Origin of the sequence: Lactobacillus xujianguonis, from assembly GCF_004009905.1 — a bacterium.
Taxonomy (GTDB): domain Bacteria; phylum Bacillota; class Bacilli; order Lactobacillales; family Lactobacillaceae; genus Lactobacillus; species Lactobacillus xujianguonis.
The window spans coordinates 21,188-39,290 of sequence record NZ_ML136878.1; the positions used below are offsets into that span (position 1 = coordinate 21,188).

21 protein-coding genes are annotated in these 18,103 nt (G+C 36.2%); 15 read left to right on the forward strand and 6 right to left on the reverse strand.

Translation table 11 applies throughout. The annotated features are described in order from the left end of the window. Window position 1: 1 nt before the first annotated feature. The 7 genes from EJK17_RS04510 (at window position 2) to EJK17_RS04540 (ending at window position 4,735) form a co-directional block, all read left to right on the forward strand. Window positions 2-265 (forward strand): hypothetical protein, encoded by a 264-nt coding sequence (locus EJK17_RS04510; protein ID WP_103662447.1) that lies wholly within the window; start codon window positions 2-4, stop codon window positions 263-265. Window positions 266-319: 54 nt separating this feature from the next. Beyond that, window positions 320-757, forward strand: a complete 438-nt coding sequence (locus EJK17_RS04515; protein ID WP_103662448.1) for a GAF domain-containing protein — start codon at window positions 320-322, stop codon at window positions 755-757. A gap of 20 nt (window positions 758-777) precedes the next feature. Continuing rightward, complete coding sequence (locus EJK17_RS04520; RefSeq protein WP_103662449.1) at window positions 778-1,803, forward strand: sensor histidine kinase; 1,026 nt, start codon at window positions 778-780, stop codon at window positions 1,801-1,803. A 12-nt stretch (window positions 1,804-1,815) separates the two neighbouring features. Beyond that, window positions 1,816-2,472, forward strand: coding sequence for a response regulator (locus tag EJK17_RS04525; RefSeq protein ID WP_127796240.1), 657 nt, complete (start codon window positions 1,816-1,818; stop codon window positions 2,470-2,472). A 111-nt stretch (window positions 2,473-2,583) separates the two neighbouring features. Next, window positions 2,584-2,856 carry a hypothetical protein gene (locus EJK17_RS04530; protein WP_103662472.1) on the forward strand — a complete coding sequence of 91 codons (273 nt, stop codon included), beginning with the start codon at window positions 2,584-2,586 and terminating at the stop codon, window positions 2,854-2,856. Continuing rightward, entirely contained in the window at window positions 2,856-3,836 is a 981-nt protein-coding gene (locus EJK17_RS04535; protein ID WP_127796241.1) for a hypothetical protein, read from the forward strand. Before EJK17_RS04530 ends, EJK17_RS04535 begins: the two co-directional genes overlap by 1 nt. Then, entirely contained in the window at window positions 3,833-4,735 is a 903-nt protein-coding gene (locus EJK17_RS04540; protein ID WP_103662471.1) for a polyprenyl synthetase, read from the forward strand. The genes EJK17_RS04535 and EJK17_RS04540 overlap by 4 nt, the downstream gene beginning before the upstream one ends. Window positions 4,736-4,779: 44 nt before the next feature. On the opposite strand, the gene EJK17_RS04545 is transcribed toward EJK17_RS04540, so the two are convergent. Genes EJK17_RS04545 through EJK17_RS04555 form a run of 3 tightly spaced genes read right to left on the reverse strand, consistent with a single transcriptional unit; the run spans window position 4,780 to window position 6,684 of the window. Then, on the reverse strand, window positions 4,780-5,970 hold the full coding sequence (locus tag EJK17_RS04545) for a nitrate/nitrite transporter (protein WP_103662470.1): 1,191 nt from the start codon (window positions 5,968-5,970) through the stop codon (window positions 4,780-4,782). Window positions 5,971-6,012: 42 nt separating this feature from the next. Continuing rightward, a complete protein-coding gene (locus EJK17_RS04550) occupies window positions 6,013-6,258 on the reverse strand; it encodes a MoaD/ThiS family protein (RefSeq protein WP_103662469.1) in 246 nt (81 codons plus the stop codon). 3 nt (window positions 6,259-6,261) lie between these two features. After that, window positions 6,262-6,684 carry a molybdenum cofactor biosynthesis protein MoaE gene (locus EJK17_RS04555; RefSeq protein WP_103662468.1) on the reverse strand — a complete coding sequence of 141 codons (423 nt, stop codon included), beginning with the start codon at window positions 6,682-6,684 and terminating at the stop codon, window positions 6,262-6,264. Window positions 6,685-6,855: 171 nt separating this feature from the next. On the opposite strand from EJK17_RS04555, the gene EJK17_RS04560 reads away from it, so the two are divergent. From EJK17_RS04560 to EJK17_RS04575, 4 genes are all read left to right on the forward strand, one after another. After that, window positions 6,856-7,818: a FecCD family ABC transporter permease gene (locus EJK17_RS04560; protein WP_103662474.1), complete on the forward strand. Its 963-nt coding sequence runs from the start codon at window positions 6,856-6,858 to the stop codon at window positions 7,816-7,818. After that, window positions 7,799-8,569 carry an ABC transporter ATP-binding protein gene (locus EJK17_RS04565; protein ID WP_103662467.1) on the forward strand — a complete coding sequence of 257 codons (771 nt, stop codon included), beginning with the start codon at window positions 7,799-7,801 and terminating at the stop codon, window positions 8,567-8,569. Before EJK17_RS04560 ends, EJK17_RS04565 begins: the two co-directional genes overlap by 20 nt. Before the next feature lie 78 nt (window positions 8,570-8,647). Beyond that, on the forward strand, window positions 8,648-8,965 hold the full coding sequence (locus tag EJK17_RS04570) for a metal-sulfur cluster assembly factor (RefSeq protein ID WP_103662466.1): 318 nt from the start codon (window positions 8,648-8,650) through the stop codon (window positions 8,963-8,965). 48 nt (window positions 8,966-9,013) lie between these two features. Beyond that, window positions 9,014-9,871 (forward strand): DMT family transporter, encoded by an 858-nt coding sequence (locus tag EJK17_RS04575; RefSeq protein ID WP_236629383.1) that lies wholly within the window; start codon window positions 9,014-9,016, stop codon window positions 9,869-9,871. An 82-nt stretch (window positions 9,872-9,953) separates the two neighbouring features. On the opposite strand, the gene EJK17_RS04580 is transcribed toward EJK17_RS04575, so the two are convergent. After that, window positions 9,954-10,907 carry a beta-galactosidase small subunit gene (locus EJK17_RS04580; protein WP_103662464.1) on the reverse strand — a complete coding sequence of 318 codons (954 nt, stop codon included), beginning with the start codon at window positions 10,905-10,907 and terminating at the stop codon, window positions 9,954-9,956. Continuing rightward, window positions 10,891-12,762 carry a glycoside hydrolase family 2 TIM barrel-domain containing protein gene (locus tag EJK17_RS04585; RefSeq protein WP_103662463.1) on the reverse strand — a complete coding sequence of 624 codons (1,872 nt, stop codon included), beginning with the start codon at window positions 12,760-12,762 and terminating at the stop codon, window positions 10,891-10,893. Before EJK17_RS04585 ends, EJK17_RS04580 begins: the two co-directional genes overlap by 17 nt. Before the next feature lie 417 nt (window positions 12,763-13,179). On the opposite strand from EJK17_RS04585, the gene EJK17_RS04590 reads away from it, so the two are divergent. From EJK17_RS04590 to EJK17_RS04605, 4 genes are all read left to right on the forward strand, one after another. Then, window positions 13,180-13,794, forward strand: coding sequence for a YSIRK-type signal peptide-containing protein (locus tag EJK17_RS04590; protein ID WP_103662462.1), 615 nt, complete (start codon window positions 13,180-13,182; stop codon window positions 13,792-13,794). A gap of 1,181 nt (window positions 13,795-14,975) precedes the next feature. Next, a complete protein-coding gene (locus EJK17_RS04595) occupies window positions 14,976-15,767 on the forward strand; it encodes a mucin-binding protein (RefSeq protein WP_127796242.1) in 792 nt (263 codons plus the stop codon). Window positions 15,768-15,896: 129 nt separating this feature from the next. After that, window positions 15,897-16,373, forward strand: coding sequence for a mucin-binding protein (locus tag EJK17_RS04600; RefSeq protein WP_103662459.1), 477 nt, complete (start codon window positions 15,897-15,899; stop codon window positions 16,371-16,373). Then, on the forward strand, window positions 16,327-16,794 hold the full coding sequence (locus EJK17_RS04605) for an LPXTG cell wall anchor domain-containing protein (RefSeq protein ID WP_161494933.1): 468 nt from the start codon (window positions 16,327-16,329) through the stop codon (window positions 16,792-16,794). Before EJK17_RS04600 ends, EJK17_RS04605 begins: the two co-directional genes overlap by 47 nt. 433 nt (window positions 16,795-17,227) lie before the next feature. Here the strand turns inward: EJK17_RS04605 and EJK17_RS04610 are convergent, their stop codons facing one another. Continuing rightward, entirely contained in the window at window positions 17,228-18,103 is an 876-nt protein-coding gene (locus tag EJK17_RS04610; RefSeq protein ID WP_103662473.1) for an SPFH domain-containing protein, read from the reverse strand.

Below are 18,103 nucleotides of genomic sequence, written 5' to 3' on the forward strand. Positions count from 1 at the left end.
CATGAAAAAAATGTCAGACATGACCGAAGCTGATTTTCAAAAATTATTAGCTTTAGTCTTAAACGATTTAGCCATTCGCCGAACACTATTAGAAAATCGCGAAAGTGAAGTTAATGAAGAACTACGCTCACTAGAAAAAGATCGCGAATTAGAAGAACTAGATAATCAAGTCCAAGCCGTTCAAGCTGATTATGATCATTACAAAGAATTTGTTGATCCCAAATTTGCTTTAGATTTGGATAAATATTATCGTGGAATAAAATAAAAGCTATAATTTGAATTAAAATTAAGTCATAGACTATAATAACTAGGTAGAATTATGAATATTAATCAACCAAACACTAAGAGCGATTATCAAACTTTAACCAATACAATTTACCAAAATACTGACTATGACTTTGTAGCTGTTGCTCTTCAAGAAGCCACTACCCCACATTTAACGCGCTGGGTTTATGCTTCAGGTAATCAAGATGAAAGTTTTAGAAGGATCGTTTTACGTAAAGGAATCGGGATTGCTGGCTTAGTCATGCAAACCAATAAGCCTTTCTGGCATAATAATATCCTTGAATTAGATTATAGCGATCGGCTATATACACCTATTGCGCGCGTTGAGAAACTACTAGAAGTTGCGGCAATTCCGATCACTGATCCCTTTCTTAAGATTGCCATTGGCGTTTTACTTGTTGGCTACCGCTCACATGAGCATCAAGTCTCAGAAAAAGATGTTAGCAAGTTGTCCCAATTCCTAAATGATTAGGAAAGTAGGTGTCAACTTTTTTGTTAGCAAAAGATAATTGGCTTAATACCTTTTTTGACCAGGCAGCTGATGCCATTATGATTTTTAAAGATGATCAATTGGTTCTAGCTAATCGTACTGCTCAAAACTTACAACGTGATTTTAACTTGGACTTAAACTATTTATTAGAACTCGTTCAAAGTGAAATTGATCGTCAAAATACCGATTTTAACAATTGCAATAACTGTGAGATTCTGAAAAAGATGTCTAAAATTAGTATTCCACTAACTTTGGATCAGGATTCTACTCATCCATTAGAGTTCTCATTGATTTATTCAGTGATCGATGCTGACAACAATGTCTACTCCTTAGTTTTAAAGAGTCATGATGCCCTTAAACGTGTTGATCAAGTTGAACTCCAAAAACAGTTAACTCAATATGTTAACCAAGCACACGAAGATGAGCGGAAGCGAATCTCGCAGGATTTACATGATAGCATTGCTCAAGGAATTTATTCAGCGATTCGCGGTTTACGCCGACTTGAAGATGATAATTTACCTGACAGTGAACGACAATATTTGAATTCAATGGTTGAAGCCCAACTAGATGATACTTTGCATGAAGTTAAGACCATGGCCTTAGATATTCGGCCAACAGTCCTTGATTCTTTCGGCTTATCAGCTGCTATTCGCGCTTTAGTGAAACGCTCCATTGAGAATACTGGGATTGAGATTGACTTTATTGATCATGCTCAAACCGATCACTTACCTAAAAAGATGCAAAATGTACTTTACCGGGTTACCCAAGAATCCATCAATAATGCCCTTAAACATGCCAACCCTAATGAAATATCAATTGTTTTGGTTTCTCATGATCACTTCATCAAGCTAGAAGTTATTGATGATGGTGTCGGCTTTGACTACCATGCCGGTCAATTTAACGGGCATTCTCTTGGATTAATGAACATGGATGAACGCGTCCGGGCGCTCAACGGTTTCTTTAATATTGAATCTGCTCCAGGAAAAGGCACGACCGTTAGTGTTAAATTTCCTATCAAAAACAAATAGAGGTAATAAAAGATGTATAATGTTTTGATCGCTGATGATCATGCCTTTATCCGCTCGGGAATTGCTAGTTTAATTGAAAAACAACCACAATTCAAAGTGGTTGATCAAACTTCCAATGGAACTGATACTTACCTACGAGTCGAGCAAGGCGATATCGATATTTTAATTATGGATTTATCCATGCCACCTGGTGAAAGTGGTCTAATCACAACGCAAAGAATTCACCATAAATTTCCAAAGGTAAAAATTATTATCCTGTCCATGCATGAGGAACAAGAATATATCAATAATGCCATGCATAATGGTGCTTTATCTTATATTTTTAAAAGCTCACCTGACTCAGAATTACTGAATGCCTTAAAACATGTCGTTTTGAATCAAAGTTATGTTGATAGCAACATTATTTTGACTAAATCTGACATTAACGAGATTAATTCTGCAGCCGGAATTGATGATAATTTAAAAGGTTTTAATGATTTATCAAAACGTGAACAAGAAGTCTTACCTTTTGTAGCCTTGGGTTATTCTAATAAAGAAATTGCGGCTAAATTATATATTTCTACTAAGACTGTTGAAGCTCATAAAGCCCACATTGTACAAAAGTTAGGCCTTCATAGTCACGCAGATTTAGTTAGGTATGCAATTCACCATCATTTAATTGATATTTAAAAGTGAATGGAAAGAATGTTTTTCCATTCGCTTTTTTAGTGTTAACCCCAATATTTCTAAACTAATTTAATTGCTATAATCAAGCTAAGACTAATATTGGAGGTCAAAAAAATGGCAACAAATCTCCCTTTAAATGATGAATTAAAAGGCATTTTAAGTGATATTGCCCGCAAAAAATTTACTAATAGTCGGCAAATAAATCCACAATCAAATTTATTTCAAACAACTAAATTTGCCATTGAGCATGATTACGTTAAAGACGCCATTGTTGATGAAGACTTTAACTCAACCTTGGCAATGATGAATTTAACTAACGCCAGCTTAACCAAGAAGGGCCAATTAAAATTAGCAGAATTGACTGAATTGGAAGAAGGAACCGACTAATGGATGCACAAGATCGTTTAAATCGCAGTTATCAAAATTCAGCGATTTATACTTCTGGCTTTTATGCTGATCCAGAAGATGAACTAAATACTCATACCAAATTATTTGATAGTTTAAAATCATTAACCATGAATCAACACGGAGATACCCAATTTTCTTTACAAATCATGACTACTAACAGTGAAATCAACGTGATGCCACTAGGCTTAGTCGACTTAAATGATTTAAAAGAATACGAAGATCGACAACGGGCTAAATATGGTCTTAATTACAACAAAGAAGATATTCCTCTGTTAGTCCAATTTTCACCACATACTGAACATGGACAAGTCGTGAAAAAAATTATTGGGACCACCCAAGATCTATTCGGTAACTTCAACGAGGCTTTCCCTAAAATTTGGCATACAATTCGTGATTTTCTCAAGGAAAACCAAAAGATTTTAACTGAAATCGAAGCTGATTTAATTGCGGATAGCCACGATGTGAAAAAAGAATATTTTACCAATTTTTCTAAAATGTCAGCTGATCAGCGAAAAGAAGCTTTAGGTTTTGCTTTAGACGAAAAAGAAATTGCTCAATTTGCGACCTATATGGCAGATATGCATGAAGTACAAGCAATTGTTCTTTCAGCAGCCTCTTTTTCAACTAATGAATTACTAGGGAAAAATTTGTTTGCAGACATCATGAATGACAATGTTCGGCGGTCGACTTTATTTTGGGTACTAGATAATACTTTTTACGAAATCTTTTATTATTTCTACCAAAAGTACGCGACTGACCATGAGAAAATGCAAAAATACTTACGACATCATAAAGATACTTGGATCGTTAATATGCGTAATGATGCCTTTCATCGTGCCCAAGAGCAATTAACTAATCCGAAAAATCAAATTGACTTTAATCATTACTTTACTGACATTTTTATTCCGGTTGCCCAACAATTAGCCACTGAAATTACTAATTTTAAGGATCAAAAATGATGAACTTGAAGGTAAATGAACAATTATCAGAAGGCTTTTTAACACTAATTGGACAGTTTCCACCGATAATTCGTGAAATGCTTGATCTTGATTCAAATCAAGATGAACGCAATTTTCGCCTACTACTTTTCCAAACAGTATCGAGTGCTAAAGTTAGTGAATTCACGATGGACCAAGTCCAAGCAGCAAGTCTTGTCGAATTTTTAGCCCTAGCGGTTAATTTAAATCCGCCTTTCTTTAATCCTAGTCAAAATTCTCCAGCTGATTTAGCCCGGATGAAAGCAGGTTCTTTTGCTGCTAATTATCTAATGAACCGCTACTTAAACGGCTTGGACAAGGCTGGTTTTGATAGTAGATTAATTGATGAATTAAGTACTGATGCGGGTGACTTAATGATTGCTCAAATTCAGCGCCTACAATTTAACTATAATGACCATTTTAAAGTAGCCAATTATTTAAATGATTTAAAAAATCGGACTGGTCTTTTAGCCAATATTTTAGGCAAAGAAGCGGCCGCAAAAATTACTAAGTCAGAAGAAACAATTTCTTTAATCGGCGAAATTACCAAAAATTTAGCCGTTGCTCATCATATTAGTCATGAAAATGACCAAATTAACTCTGACTCATTTTTAAAGAAACAAATTATTGTTGGTAATTCTCCTTTGGCTTTACTATTTGCGCGTGAAGAAAATCCTGATTGGTTTCAAAATTTCTTCCATCAAACACATAAACCAAGCGAAGAACAATTCCAACAAGCCTTTAGTTTAACGCGAGCAGAAATCAAGCAAGCTGAAGAAATGGGACAAGAATTAATCAGTCAAGCACTGTTAGATATCACGGTACTACCCAGTGAAGCTCAACCAGCCTTAACTGATTTAGCAAAGTCCATGAAAAAATAGGATCTTTTCAAGATCCTATTTTTTTGCTTTATTTTGATAATCTTTTATTTAACAATATGAACTGCATCGTGAATGAAGTGCTTCCACAAAGCAAATAAACAGATAATGGCAGTCAGTACTAATAAGGCAATTCCTAATTCATAGCTACCGGTCCACTCTTTGATCCAACCAATCACTAATGGTGGGAAGAAACCACCTAGACCACCCATGGCTCCAACAAAGCCCGTAACTGCACCAGTATTACCGCTTGAAACAAACGGAACCATCTTAAAGATAACTCCGTTACCGATCCCAGCTGCAAGACCAACTAAGACAATTCCAGCAATAAACAATGCTTCATTCTTAAAGCTGAGCATAATGACAATTGCAAAGACAATAATTGCGCTAAAAGTCCATAAAAGTAAAGTCATTGGTCGCTTCTTATCAGCCCAATAACCACCAATAGGCCGAATTAAAGTACATAGCCCCGCAAATAAAGCTGAATATAAACCAGCAGTCACTTGACTATAACCAAAAAGTCCGGTTAAAAACATTGGCGTTAAGTTGGTGAAAGCAACAAATAAACCAAAAGTTAAAAAGTAGAATAATGACAAATACCAAGTTGAACTTTCTTTAGTAACCGAAAGTGCGCCTTTAAGGGTTTTAGTTTTATCTACAGGCATTTCCTTACAGAAAATAGCAAATAAAATCCCTAAAACAACAGTTAATCCAATTAAGAAATAATAAACAGCGTCAAAGCCATATGATTTTGAAATATATGGCAAAGTCATGGCAGCTACTGCATTACCCATGTTACCCATGGAAACAATTCCTAAAGCTAACCCTTGCTGTTTCTTGGGGAACCAAACAGAAGCATAAGAAACCCCTACCGCAAATGAGGTTCCGGCCATCCCGACTAATAAAGCCGCAAATAAGAGCATCCCAAAAGAATGAACATGTGGAATCATAAATAATGGAATTAAAATAAAGGCCATTAAAATTAAGTAAACCTTCTTACCACCATACTTATCAGATAGAATTCCCACTGGAATCCGCATGATTGATCCCAATAAAACAGGTGTTGCTAATAATAGAGTTCGATTAGCAACACTTAAATGAAACATTTGTCCCACTTGTGTCGCCAACGGTGCAAAGTTAGACCATGACATAAAGCACGCTATCATTGCCACCGTTGATAAAGTTAAGGCCAAATAGGCATCTTTACGACTACCATATCCTTGTGTTTGTTCAGTCATAATTTTCCCCTCCTAATATTTTTAATAAACCCTTTTTTTCTTTTATCCACCACTAACAGGCGGAATTAAAGCCAATTCACTATTTTCACTAATTGAAAACTCTGGCTTAGTAATAAACTCTTGATTCAGTGCAATGCGACTTAATTCCACGTTTTGCTTAACTTGTGGATCAAGAGCAATAATCTTTTGCTTAACTTCCTGTTCATTGGTTTGTTCAGGTAAATCAACCTCAACCTCTGAACCTAAATGTTCACCTAAAAAGGCAAAAAGTTTAACTTTAATTTTCATCACTTATTTACCCCATCTTACTTTGTCGGTGTCATACTCTTTTTTCCAAATTGTGACTTCTTTTTTCAAAGTATCAATGACATAGCGGCATCCTTTAAAAGCTTCTGCTCTACGCGGCGTCGCCACTCCGACAAAAACTGCTGTCTCTGAGACATCTAAAACCCCTAGCCGATGAGCAACAACGACTCTGCCACCAGCCTGTTCAATCGGCTCAGCCAATTTATTCAATTCTTTTTCTGCCATTTCTTGATAGGCAGTATATTCGATCTTTTTAGTTTCAATCTCACCAGTCCACTGCCGAACAGTACCCGCAAACATGCAGATGCCGCCGTATTCTGGTGCTAATAATTTTTGATATAAAAAATTTATATCAAGTGGATCTTCTGAAATTTTTAAATAATACAACGAAACACCAATCCTATTCATATACTCTTTATCACTTAAATTATGACAAAGAAAAAGTTGAAAATGAATTAGTTAAATCCCTAATAATAGCAATGTTTTTTCAATGTTATACTTAATAGTAACCTTTTAGAAAAGACTGATTTTTTGAATTTACGTAGAAAGAAAATACTAGTTTTAACCATTAGCTTGGTAATGATTATTCCGGTTGCCTTACTAGCTCTGACAATTGGACGCTATCAGCTATCAATGACGGATGTCTATCAAGCTATCGTTAATCCGCAAACTAATCCTCTAATCACCAACTTAATTTGCAATGTCCGTTTACCCAGAATTCTTGGTGCCATAGTAATCGGAGCGGCGTTAAGTATGGCTGGTTTGGTTTTCCAAGATATTTTTGCTAATAATTTAGTGTCACCGGATTTATTAGGTGTTGCTAACGGTGCCGGTGTGGGTGCTGGATTAGCCATTATTTTAGGTCTTTCATTATGGACTATGCAGTTATGGGCTTTTATCGGAGGAATAATTGCAGTCTGTTTGACACTTTCGATTCCTTATTTATTAAAAAATAATACCCGCTTAATTCTCTTACTAACAGGCATTGTTGTTTCTGGTTTCATGCAGGCAATTTTTGGCTTAATTAAGTACTTAGCTGATCCTGATTCACAATTGCAAAGTATTGTTTATTGGCAATTGGGTAGCTTAACCAAGATTGATTTAAAAAATATCACTCTTGTTCTGCCAGTTTTTCTACTCACTTTTCTCATTCTTTTAATTCTGCGCTGGCATCTCACTATTTTATCTTTAGGTGACCAAAGTGCGGAAACTAGTGGAATTAATGTTAAAACTGAACGTCTGCTATTTATTATTTGTGCCACAATGTTAACTGCTAGTTCTGTATGTTTAGCAGGGACGATCGGCTGGATCGGACTAATCATTCCTCATCTAGCTCGGCGTTTAATTGGCAGTAATTCACGCTATTCTTTACCAATGGCTGGAATTATTGGCGCTTATTTTCTTTTGATTATTGATACCTTAGCCAGAACTATTTCTAATGCCGAAATTCCTTTGTCAATTTTGACTGGCTTTATTGGCACTCCGATTTTTATTTATATCTTAGTAAAAAAAGAAGGCAAAAATGGCACTCTTAACAACTAACAATCTCAGCTTTACTTACCAAAAACAAATCGTCCTCAAAAATATTAATCTTTCAATTAATGCCGGTTCAATTTTAACTATTCTCGGACCCAATGGCGTGGGAAAATCTACTTTACTCTCTTGTTTAGTAGCTCAACTTCCCCTTGCTAAACAGACAATCTACTTAGATGGACAAGACTTAACTAGTTTGAAACATTCAGCAATTACTAAAAAGATTGCCTTTATGCCACAAAAATATCAAATCACTAATTCTTTAACCGTCATGGATTTCATTACAACTGCTCGCGTTGCTTACTTGAAGTTTTACCAAATTCCCACCAAAAAAGATGAAGCTTTGGCTGCACAAGTACTCAAAAAATTAAATATCTATTCTTTACGCAATTGCTTTGTCAATACCTTAAGCGGCGGACAAATGCAATTGGTGGCGCTAGCTAAAGCTTTAGTTCAAGAACCAAAACTATTGATTTTAGATGAACCGTTAGCTGCCCTTGATTTTGGTTATCAACAATTGATTTTGAAAAAGTTAAAGGACTTAGCTAGCCAAGGGATGGCAATTATGATTACTACCCATACTCCTAATCATGCCCTCTTTCTTAATGATCAAGTTGGCTTACTCTATCCTGACCATCAATTTCTAATTGGTAACTGTGCAGAAATCATGACCACTGCCAATTTAGAGCAACTCTATCACTGCCAGCTTAAAGTCTTTACTACTCCTGAGCTAGACTATCCACTTTGTGAATTTTTATAGGGATTTACCTAATACTATTTCCTAAGATTCCATCTAGACTTAAAGTGGATATTGATCATCTTAGGAAGGACGAAAAAAATGGACAACAAAAAAATCGCCAATGACGTCATTGCAGCTTTGGAGGATGTAATCGATCCAGAACTAGGAATTGATATTGTCAATTTAGGTTTAATTTATGATGTCGATGTTGACGACCAAGGTAAATGCAAAATTAATATGACTTTAACTACCCCTGGTTGTCCTCTTTCTGACGTTTTAAATCATGATATTGATCAAAAAGCCCGCAGCGTCGACGGTATCAACGATGTCGAGATTAATTTAGTCTGGTATCCAATTTGGTCAATGGATAAAATGTCACGCTATGCCAAAATTGCCTTAGGCATTGGAGGCATGTAACAGAAGGAGTTATACATCATTAATACATCTACTACAAAAAAACGTTATTTGGGAGTAGAACTAAATTTAATTTCAATCTTATTTTCTGGTGTAGCGAAAGTTTTAAATAAGTTTTCGTTAGTCAGTTTAAATCCAATTTTAGGTGGCGTCTTAACATCAGCTTTTGCCAGTTTGTTCACCTTAATTGTGGTTTTAGTTAAATTTAAAAAAGTTGAAATTGTCAAAAATAAGTGGGTTATCTTATTAGGATTAACCAATGCTGTGGGAGTTTTACTTCAATACATTGCGTTATCAATACTTAGTCCTGTAACAGTCACCTTAATTGCACGGATTTATCTAGTTTATGTTTTCCTCTTAGGATTCTTATTCTTAGGTGAAAAGATTTCTGGTTGGGATTACGTTGCAATTATTGCCTGTATTGCGGGATCAATGTTAGTTTCTTCAGGACGAGCCGAGTTTGACTCAGCAATCGCAATCGTTTGTGCTTTTATTTACCCATTCATGTATGCCGCAAACAATGTGATTGCCAAATACTTGGTTAAAGATAATAATCCATCCGATGTCCTTCTCTTCAACCACGTTGTTTCTGCTGTGCTTTTGTTAGTTTCAGGTTTCTTTATCTCCGGAACCTACAGTAAGATTCCATTCGAAGGTGTTGCCTTTAACTTTGGTGGGGCCTTCTTTAATGGCTTCTTATCACTCTTACTTTTCTACATTAGTTTAAAATATATTACTGCTGGTAAAGCTAATATCGTACGTGCGTTAGGACCATTAGTCGTTATTGTTTATTCTTACTTCTTCTTCCCAATTTCAATCACACCTAAGATTATTTGGGGAGCAGTTTTATTAATTATTGCAACCGCAATTGTTACTTTTAAGCAAAACAAACAAGAAGCAAGTAAATAAATTCAATCATAAGAAAAGAGCTTGGAAATTTCCAAGCCCACTTAAAAAGGGATGCAAATGCATCCCTTTTTGTATTACCCTCTTACTTAATAAGAAACGAAAATTCTAAATCTTGATCACTAGCAATATGATATTGGTCTTCAACATCACTACCCCAGCTATCAATTCCGCCAACACCACGCACAGCGCCAGCAACTACCAAAACTGTCCGCCGAGCTGGTGGCAATTCTTCAATATGAGTCGCATTCTCTAACTCCTCCGCCGTATATGGCAAACAACTAAAGTTAAATGGCTTCTGATCTTGTTCAACGGTTAATGAAAATGGGGTCCGGTCATGATCGGCATTGTTTTGCGTATCATCCCGCGTAATTGTTAATTTCTCTGTCGCCATATGCATGCCGTTTTCTTGAGGTACCAAATACCTGGTTACTGGCAAACCTACTACATGAAATTCACCTTTTTCAGCCCCTGCCATTCGATCAGGATAAGTTTCACCTGATAGGCCTTGGTAATCAAAACCAGTAGCCAAGGTTGGCATAATCATTCTAATTCCGAAGACAGGTAATTCTGGTAAATCAGCATGACCTACATAATGTCCAATCACCTTAATGGTACCTGAAGTTGCCACTTCATAAACGATCTTCGCTTCAGTTTTCGGAGTGGCTAATACTTGATAAGTAAAAGCCAGCTTAACTTTTTCAGCTGTTTCTTCATTACTAAACTTGTCACTAGCTGGCCCACTCGGTAATTCTGTAAAGTGATGATCATCGACCGTGACTTGAATCTCTTTACACTTGGTGAACATGTCAGCACCCAGCCAAGTTGCAGCCTTCAAGTTAAACCCATTTCCACGGTCATTATCAGTAGTGGCCCGCCAAAAAGTTGGCGTTGGCATCCGGTAAAGCCATTCTTTGCCCTTTTTCTTCAAAGAAATCAAGCCACCAAACTTATAACTAAAAATATAGCTAAAATCACTGCCATGTACACCTAATGATTCTGTTCCGTAAACTACTTGCATCTTATTTGTGTAAGCCATAGTAGTACCTCACTTCCTGCATTGCTGGCTTTGGCTTACGATCTGCAAATAATAAACCATCACCGGAAAATTCATTGTCAGCTAACCGATCATCAAAGTCGCCACCATAGCGCATGACTTCTTGACCAGTAATTTTATCCTTAACTAAAATGGCCTGATCAATGTAATCCCAAATAAAGCCACCTAAGTATTGTGGGTACTTATCAATGAGCTCAATGTATGAACCCATGCCACCGTCGGAATTACCCATATCGTGCATATACTCACATTCGACAAATGGCTTAGCTGGATCATGCTTAAGATATTCTTCAACATCTTTTGGTGGCATGTACATCCGACTTTCAAGATCTGAAATGCGATCGCGTAATTCTAGCACATGGCAAACACCTTCATAGTGCGTCAAACGGGTATCATCATGTTTCTTATAAAACTCATTCATTTGAGCAATATCTTCACCAGCATAGGATTCATTTCCAAGTGACCAGAATAAAATCGCCGTGTGATTTTTGAAAGTTTCGTAATTTGTGCGAGCTCGATCAATGACCGCTGCGAGCCATTCTTGATGCGAACCAGGCACGTTGTAATCGGCATTAGCCCAAGTACCATGCGTTTCCAAGTTGTTTTCAGCCATCATATAGATACCAGCTTGGTCACACATTCCGTACCAAGGAATTTGATCTGAATAGTGACAAGTCCGCACCGCATTAATATGATTTGCTTGGAAAATTTGAATATCCTGCTTCATATCATCCATGGTGATAGCTCGACCACGCTTGGCATCCCATTCGTGGCGGTTTACACCGTTAATGATCAAGCGCTGACCATTCAAACGGACTACCTTGTTTTCATCAATTTCAATTCTTCTAAAGCCAAATTGATAAGGAATTAATTCGATTAACTGACCGCTTTCGTCATGGATTTCAATTAATAATTGATATAGATAAGGATCATGATTATCCCACAGATGAATTTGCTTAAACTCTTCATCCTTAAGTTCTAACTTTTTAGCTAGAGGATACTCACAATCAAGCAGACTCTTGCCTTCTTCATCTTGAACTTTGACACGAACTTTACCTGCCAACTTACCAGTCAATTTCAGCGTAGCATTAAAAATGCCGGACTTAAAATCATCGTTGACCAGTGGCTTCAGCGCCAAGTCTTCCAAATGTGTTTCTGGTAATGCTAGCAGGCTAACATTACGGAAAATTCCAGAGAAGCGGAACATATCTTGATCTTCTAACCAAGAAGCAGTGCTGTGTTTGAATACTTCGACGGCTAACAGATTATCTTTGTCCTTAATAAAAGGCGTCAGATCAAATTCTGATGGTGTAAAACTATCTTCGGCATAGCCAACAAAGTGGCCGTTCAGCCACACGTACATGGCCCGCTCTACTCCCTCAAAATAAAGATGAATTGGTAAGCCGTGCATTTTTTCATCTAAATCAAAATGCTTAAGGTAGCAACCAACCGTATTATCTTTTCCCTGACTAAAAGAACCTTCTTGCTTGTCATCTGGACGAAGGGCATAAGCAGGACGGCGATAGATCTTTCCTTCCCAAGGATAGCGATCGTTGATGTAATTGTTTTGGGCAAAACCTGTCATCTCGATTTCACTTGGCACTTCAATTTGAGTGAAATCATTGGTATCAAAGTTCGTGTGATAAAAGCCGGTTGGCCTTTCCATGGGATTTTTGGTAAATTTAAATTTCCACTGACCATTCAAGCTTTGTTTCAAACTACTACGTTTATCTTGCCATTCACGATAATTGCGATAAAAGCAATGATCACTATGAGCCGGCAATTGATTAACCCGAAAAGTTTCTGGGTCATCCAGCCATTTAATATCTGCTTGCATACATTTCCTTTCTATTTCCCTCATGCCGCTATTATAGCGCTTACATATGATGGTAAAAAGGATTTTTTAGTAAAGATTAGTAAATCTTTCGTTTATTACTATCAATTTAAAGCTATACAAGTGCTTTATATTCATTCTGTTTGTGCTGAATTTTATTATTTGGGCACTTGTATATAATTAAAAGCTAATATCGATAAGTGTTATTCTATTATTCAATAATATTAATTATATCCACGTATGTTATTCCAAACATTACAGGCTTGTTTTTCATTTTTCAGCTTGATGTATAGATATTTATAGGCTTGTATAAACAAAAATAACAGAATTTAAAATTACTTTAACTCAATTGCAGATACTATGATATATGAGAACTGTTATTAAATTAAGTGATGAGTAATTGAAATTAAGGCGAGAGATATGAAACATAAGAATGATAATTTATTCAATGAGAAACTATATGGTAAACAAAAATTTGGTTTCAGAAAGTTATCTGTTGGCTTAGCTGCAGTGGCTTTGGGGACTAGCTTTTTAATCAGTAACGGCGAACTAGTTCATGCTGATGCTGCTAAGAATGGCGATCAAGCTGAAATAGTTCAAGACCAAAAGCAAGGTAATCAAGCAAGTGAACATGGCGTAAATTACCTTTCTTCAAATAAAGGTGTGTCTGCTGATCAACAAAATAATGATGGTTCAGTTACAACTGAAGATCGTGTTCAATCTTCTGCCGGAGATGCTCATACCAATAAAAAAGATACTAATGAATTAGTTAAAGCTAATCAAACTGATAATCAAGAAAATGTTGAACAAGATGTTGCTAAAACTACTACTTTGAAGGTAGAGCGTAATTCTGAGTCTGGTTCTCTTTTAAAGCAATTTTTTAAAGAGAATAAGGAAGAATCAACTACAACTTATAAATCAACAGTAAGCGTCGATAATAAAAACAATCCAACGGAAGACATGCAAGCAGGTATCAGTTGGAAAGACATCACGATTAAAGTCGATATTAATAATGCACCTATTGGATTTAATTAACCAATTACTTTCCAAGTCACAGCTAAAAATAATGCTGACCATTTAATAACTTCTGATACTATCGATAGCAATGACAGCGAATGGAGTTTCCAGAATATTGGCGATAACACATATATTGCCACATTTCTTAAATCTAATAAGCAACCTGAAAGTTTTTCCGCAACAATTAGTGTCAGAAGTGACAAAGATATTCAACTGAATACCGACATCCCTATCGAAATTAAATTATCATATCCAAATAATCAAAGCAAAACTAAGTCAGCATTCACAGCTAAGTTCACTCCTTATCAAGATCATATAAAGAAAGAAGAAATTCTCAAAGGCTTTAAACTTGGTGAAACTACTGTAAAAAAAGAAGTTGGTTATAGAAATATCTCAAACACAGATCTACAAGCCAACAATCTTTCCGCAGATGATACTACAATTTCTGTCCTTCAATGGGGCATGTATTTTAATTACGGAAATAGAGTACCAAAAATTAAAGATTTAGTAGACACCTATTTCAAAGCAGTTTTTGGAGGTAATCAAGTCATCTTACCGTCTTCAATCAAAGTTTATGAAGTACCTGATGAATTAGTTCATGATAATGGTAACGATATCCGTCATGGATTGATGACAAAATTGACCCTAACCATCCAAATAGCAAAACATACTATCAAGAGATCATAACTGCCGCTCATAAAAGAACTCCTTTTGATAAATATTTACGAGATCACACATCTCAAGATAAGACTTCGATTGTATTTTCTCAGCCAGGGACAGATAAGCTTTTCACTATCGATAACGACTCTAGTTATTCAAAATATGCGTATTTTATTCAATTAGATATAGTTTTACCACGCACTGATACTTCTAACGGTATCCCATATAATGTAACCAGTACTTTCTGGGCTGAAGGATCTAAAAAAGCACCAGAAGTTATTCATTGGAATAATCATGGTACAGGAAGCGGTACTAGTTCTGATGTTCATCATCAATATGCCTACTTAGGTTTTCATGATGATACTAACAACAACTATATTTCTACTAGTGGTAAGAAGGTTAGCCAATTTCTTGATTCTGAAGAAAAGCCGGTGGGAAACCAAGGTAAAGATTACCTTTCTACTCAATATCAGTACACCACAAATTTTGACACCAATCATCCTATAAAATTTGAATCTGTAGCAGACATCATCTCTAGCTTGCAAATTCAAGGATATATTTTTGTAGGTGCTACAAAATATGGAGATTCAAATCCTATAATCCATAGGAATGATCAAGGTAATGTAAGAGCCGCCGATAGTTCTGAACTTTCTTTTGGTACTTTTGATCAAGACGAAAATACTGACCAAAACTTTGTTTTACATTTTGTTCATAAAACAACAACAGAAACTCAAGAAACTACTATTAAAGAAATCATTAATTATCAGTATGGCAACGGACCACATAAAGGTGCAATTCCTCAACACAATTTGCCATCTGGAACTATAACTAATAAGACTATCACCTATACCAGAAGCAGAACCGTCGATAAGGTTAATGTCCACAATAATAGTACCCGGTCATCATGGAAATCTACCGATAATAACCGTTCTTCCTTCGATACTATTACTTTACCTAATTCCATGCCTAGCTATGATGGTAATCAAGTTGGACTATACAAACTTGATCGGTCAGGAATTACTGTTGTTAAATCTGTAGACAATTCTTCTAAAACCAGCTCTTCCATCCCTTCAATTAACAAAAAAGATGATGAAGTTAAAATCAGTGAAATAAATCCTTCTGATTATCAAAGCGACGGCGTAACTACTATATTCACAATCACCGTTCCATATAAACTTAATGAGAACATCCACGTTCACTACATCGATGAAGAAACTGGTGACGAAATCAATCATGAAAATAATCCGAATGTTGATGATTCACAATTGATCACAGAATACACTGGTAAGCCAAACGAAAGAAGAATCAATCTCGCCCCAGCTTCTGTTTAACAATTAACTGATCTTGGCTATGTCTTTGACAGGGATGCTACAGTCAATGGTTCAGATAGTCATAAAACTATTGCAGATCTAGCCACTAAGAACTTTAAACCTGATCAAAATGGTAATTCATATGACAGTATGTACCTCACCTTCGATAACACCGAAGATCCAGATGACCAAAACTACTACGTTTACCTTTACCACGGCACTAAAGACGGTCAAACTCAAACTAAGCAAATTCAAGAAGTAATTCGCTATGTTGAAGAAGGTACTAACCATGAGATTGCTCCAGCTCATCAAACTTCAACGATTACTTTCACCAGAACAGAAGAACAAGATGCAGTAACTGGCGATTTTATTAAATGGTCAAACTGGAACGCATCAATTAATACCTTTGCAGCAGTCAATAATCCTAAAGTTGCCAACTACACCGTTGATGCCAAGAACGTTAGTCAAAAGCTTAATGGTTCAACCACATCCTTTGCAACTATCACTGCTGATCAAGTCAACGCTATCAACTTCACCCAAGATATGATCAACAATTTGCCAGAAAAAGGTGTCGCTCAACTTGAGATCGTGGTTCCTTACACCTCAAACTACCTCACCTTCAAATAACCCTGGCACTCCAACCAATCCACCAACTCCTACTAATCCAGTAGTTCAACCATCAATTCCAGTTGAACCACTTCCTGATAAACCGGTCATTCCAACAGGCAGGGATAAGCAAAGCTCTCAACCAAAATCAGATATTCCTGATTCTTATGTAACTCCTCACTCTAATTTGGTTAATAAGAATGGCAAAAATAATAAAACCAAGAAGACTAATAAAACTTCTAACCATCACTCTAATTCCTACACTCCATTTGCAACGCATGAAAACCACAATGATCATCAAGTCCCAGTTCACTCTGGTCAAACAGTATTGCCAGAAACTGGTGAAAAGAAATCCAACTCTAACCTTGGTATCATTGGTTTAAGTCTTGCTGCAGCTCTTGCTCTCTTTGGCCTTTCAGGTTACAGAAAGCACAACGATTAAGTTAGTTAGTTTTAATAAAAAAAAGAGCAAAGATTTTTCTCTTGAAGTTCTTTGCTCTTTTTTAGCTAGAAATAAAATATTTTTTAGTCATGTAGATATTCAAATATCTCCAAGGCATAATAAAGATAGAGGTAAAAAATATGACGAATAATACTAACCAAGAACTTAACAACGAAAAAATGCTATGCCATATCGACAAGCGCTTTGATGATATTGACGTTAAGTTCGAACAGATAAATTCTAAATTCGAACAGGTCAACACCTAATTCGAAAAGCAAAAAGTCTGGATGATAACTACAGCCATTTCCATCGCGGCTGCAAGTTGTACCATTATTGACTTTCTTTTGAAGTTTATTAAATAAACAATTTTACGCAAAATAAAAAGATATTAATGATTATAAATATAATAATTAATATCTTTTTTCGTTATCTTTTATTCAGCATTGTCGCCGCTTTGATCCCAAACTTTTTTGATGACTGGAACCTTACCTAAATCGGTCATTTCATCCTTACCGACAACAATTAAGTTGTTTGGACCTTGAGCTAATTGGTTAAAGCTGTCTAAACTTTGGTTTCTGAAGTAACCTTCACCAGCGTTAGACAAAGCTTCTTGCAACTTATTAACTCTGTAGGCATCAGCATCAGCTTGCGTCTTAACCGCTTCAGCTTGGGCTTTAGCAGTAGCCACTAAAGCATCGTTCTTAGCTTTAGTAGTCATTTCAATTGTCCGTGCTTCACCTTCAGCCTTAGCGATGGCAGCTGTCTTTTCACGGTCAGCAGTTAATTGCTTGTCCATGGCCTTTTGAATTTCAGGACTTGGAAGCAATTCATCAACGTTAACCCGGACAACACGGATACCATAGATATCGGTTAAATCACCAGTTGCCGTAAACAATTGATCATTGATTTCTTTAGTGGAACCAAGAGCAGCATTTAAATCCATCCGTCCAATAATGTCACGCAAGTGACCACGGATTAATTGCACCATTGATTCAACTGAGTCAGTGTTGTTGTAGAAGTATCTGTATGAATCAGTTACTAGGTAGTTTAAAGTTAAACTAGTAGTAATTTCGGCGTTATCTTTGGTAATAATTGAATATTTAGAAATTTCAAGTGGTTGCAAGGCCAAAGGAACTTTGCGAATTCTTTGGAAAAGTGGCCAGATAAACACAAAACCAGCTTTAACTGTTTTGGAGTACTTACCCAAAGTTTCTACCAGACCTTCATTGTTTTGTGGGACAATGCGGAAACCACATACAACATAAACTAAAATTAAAACAACTAGAATAGCGAAAATAATACCCATCAT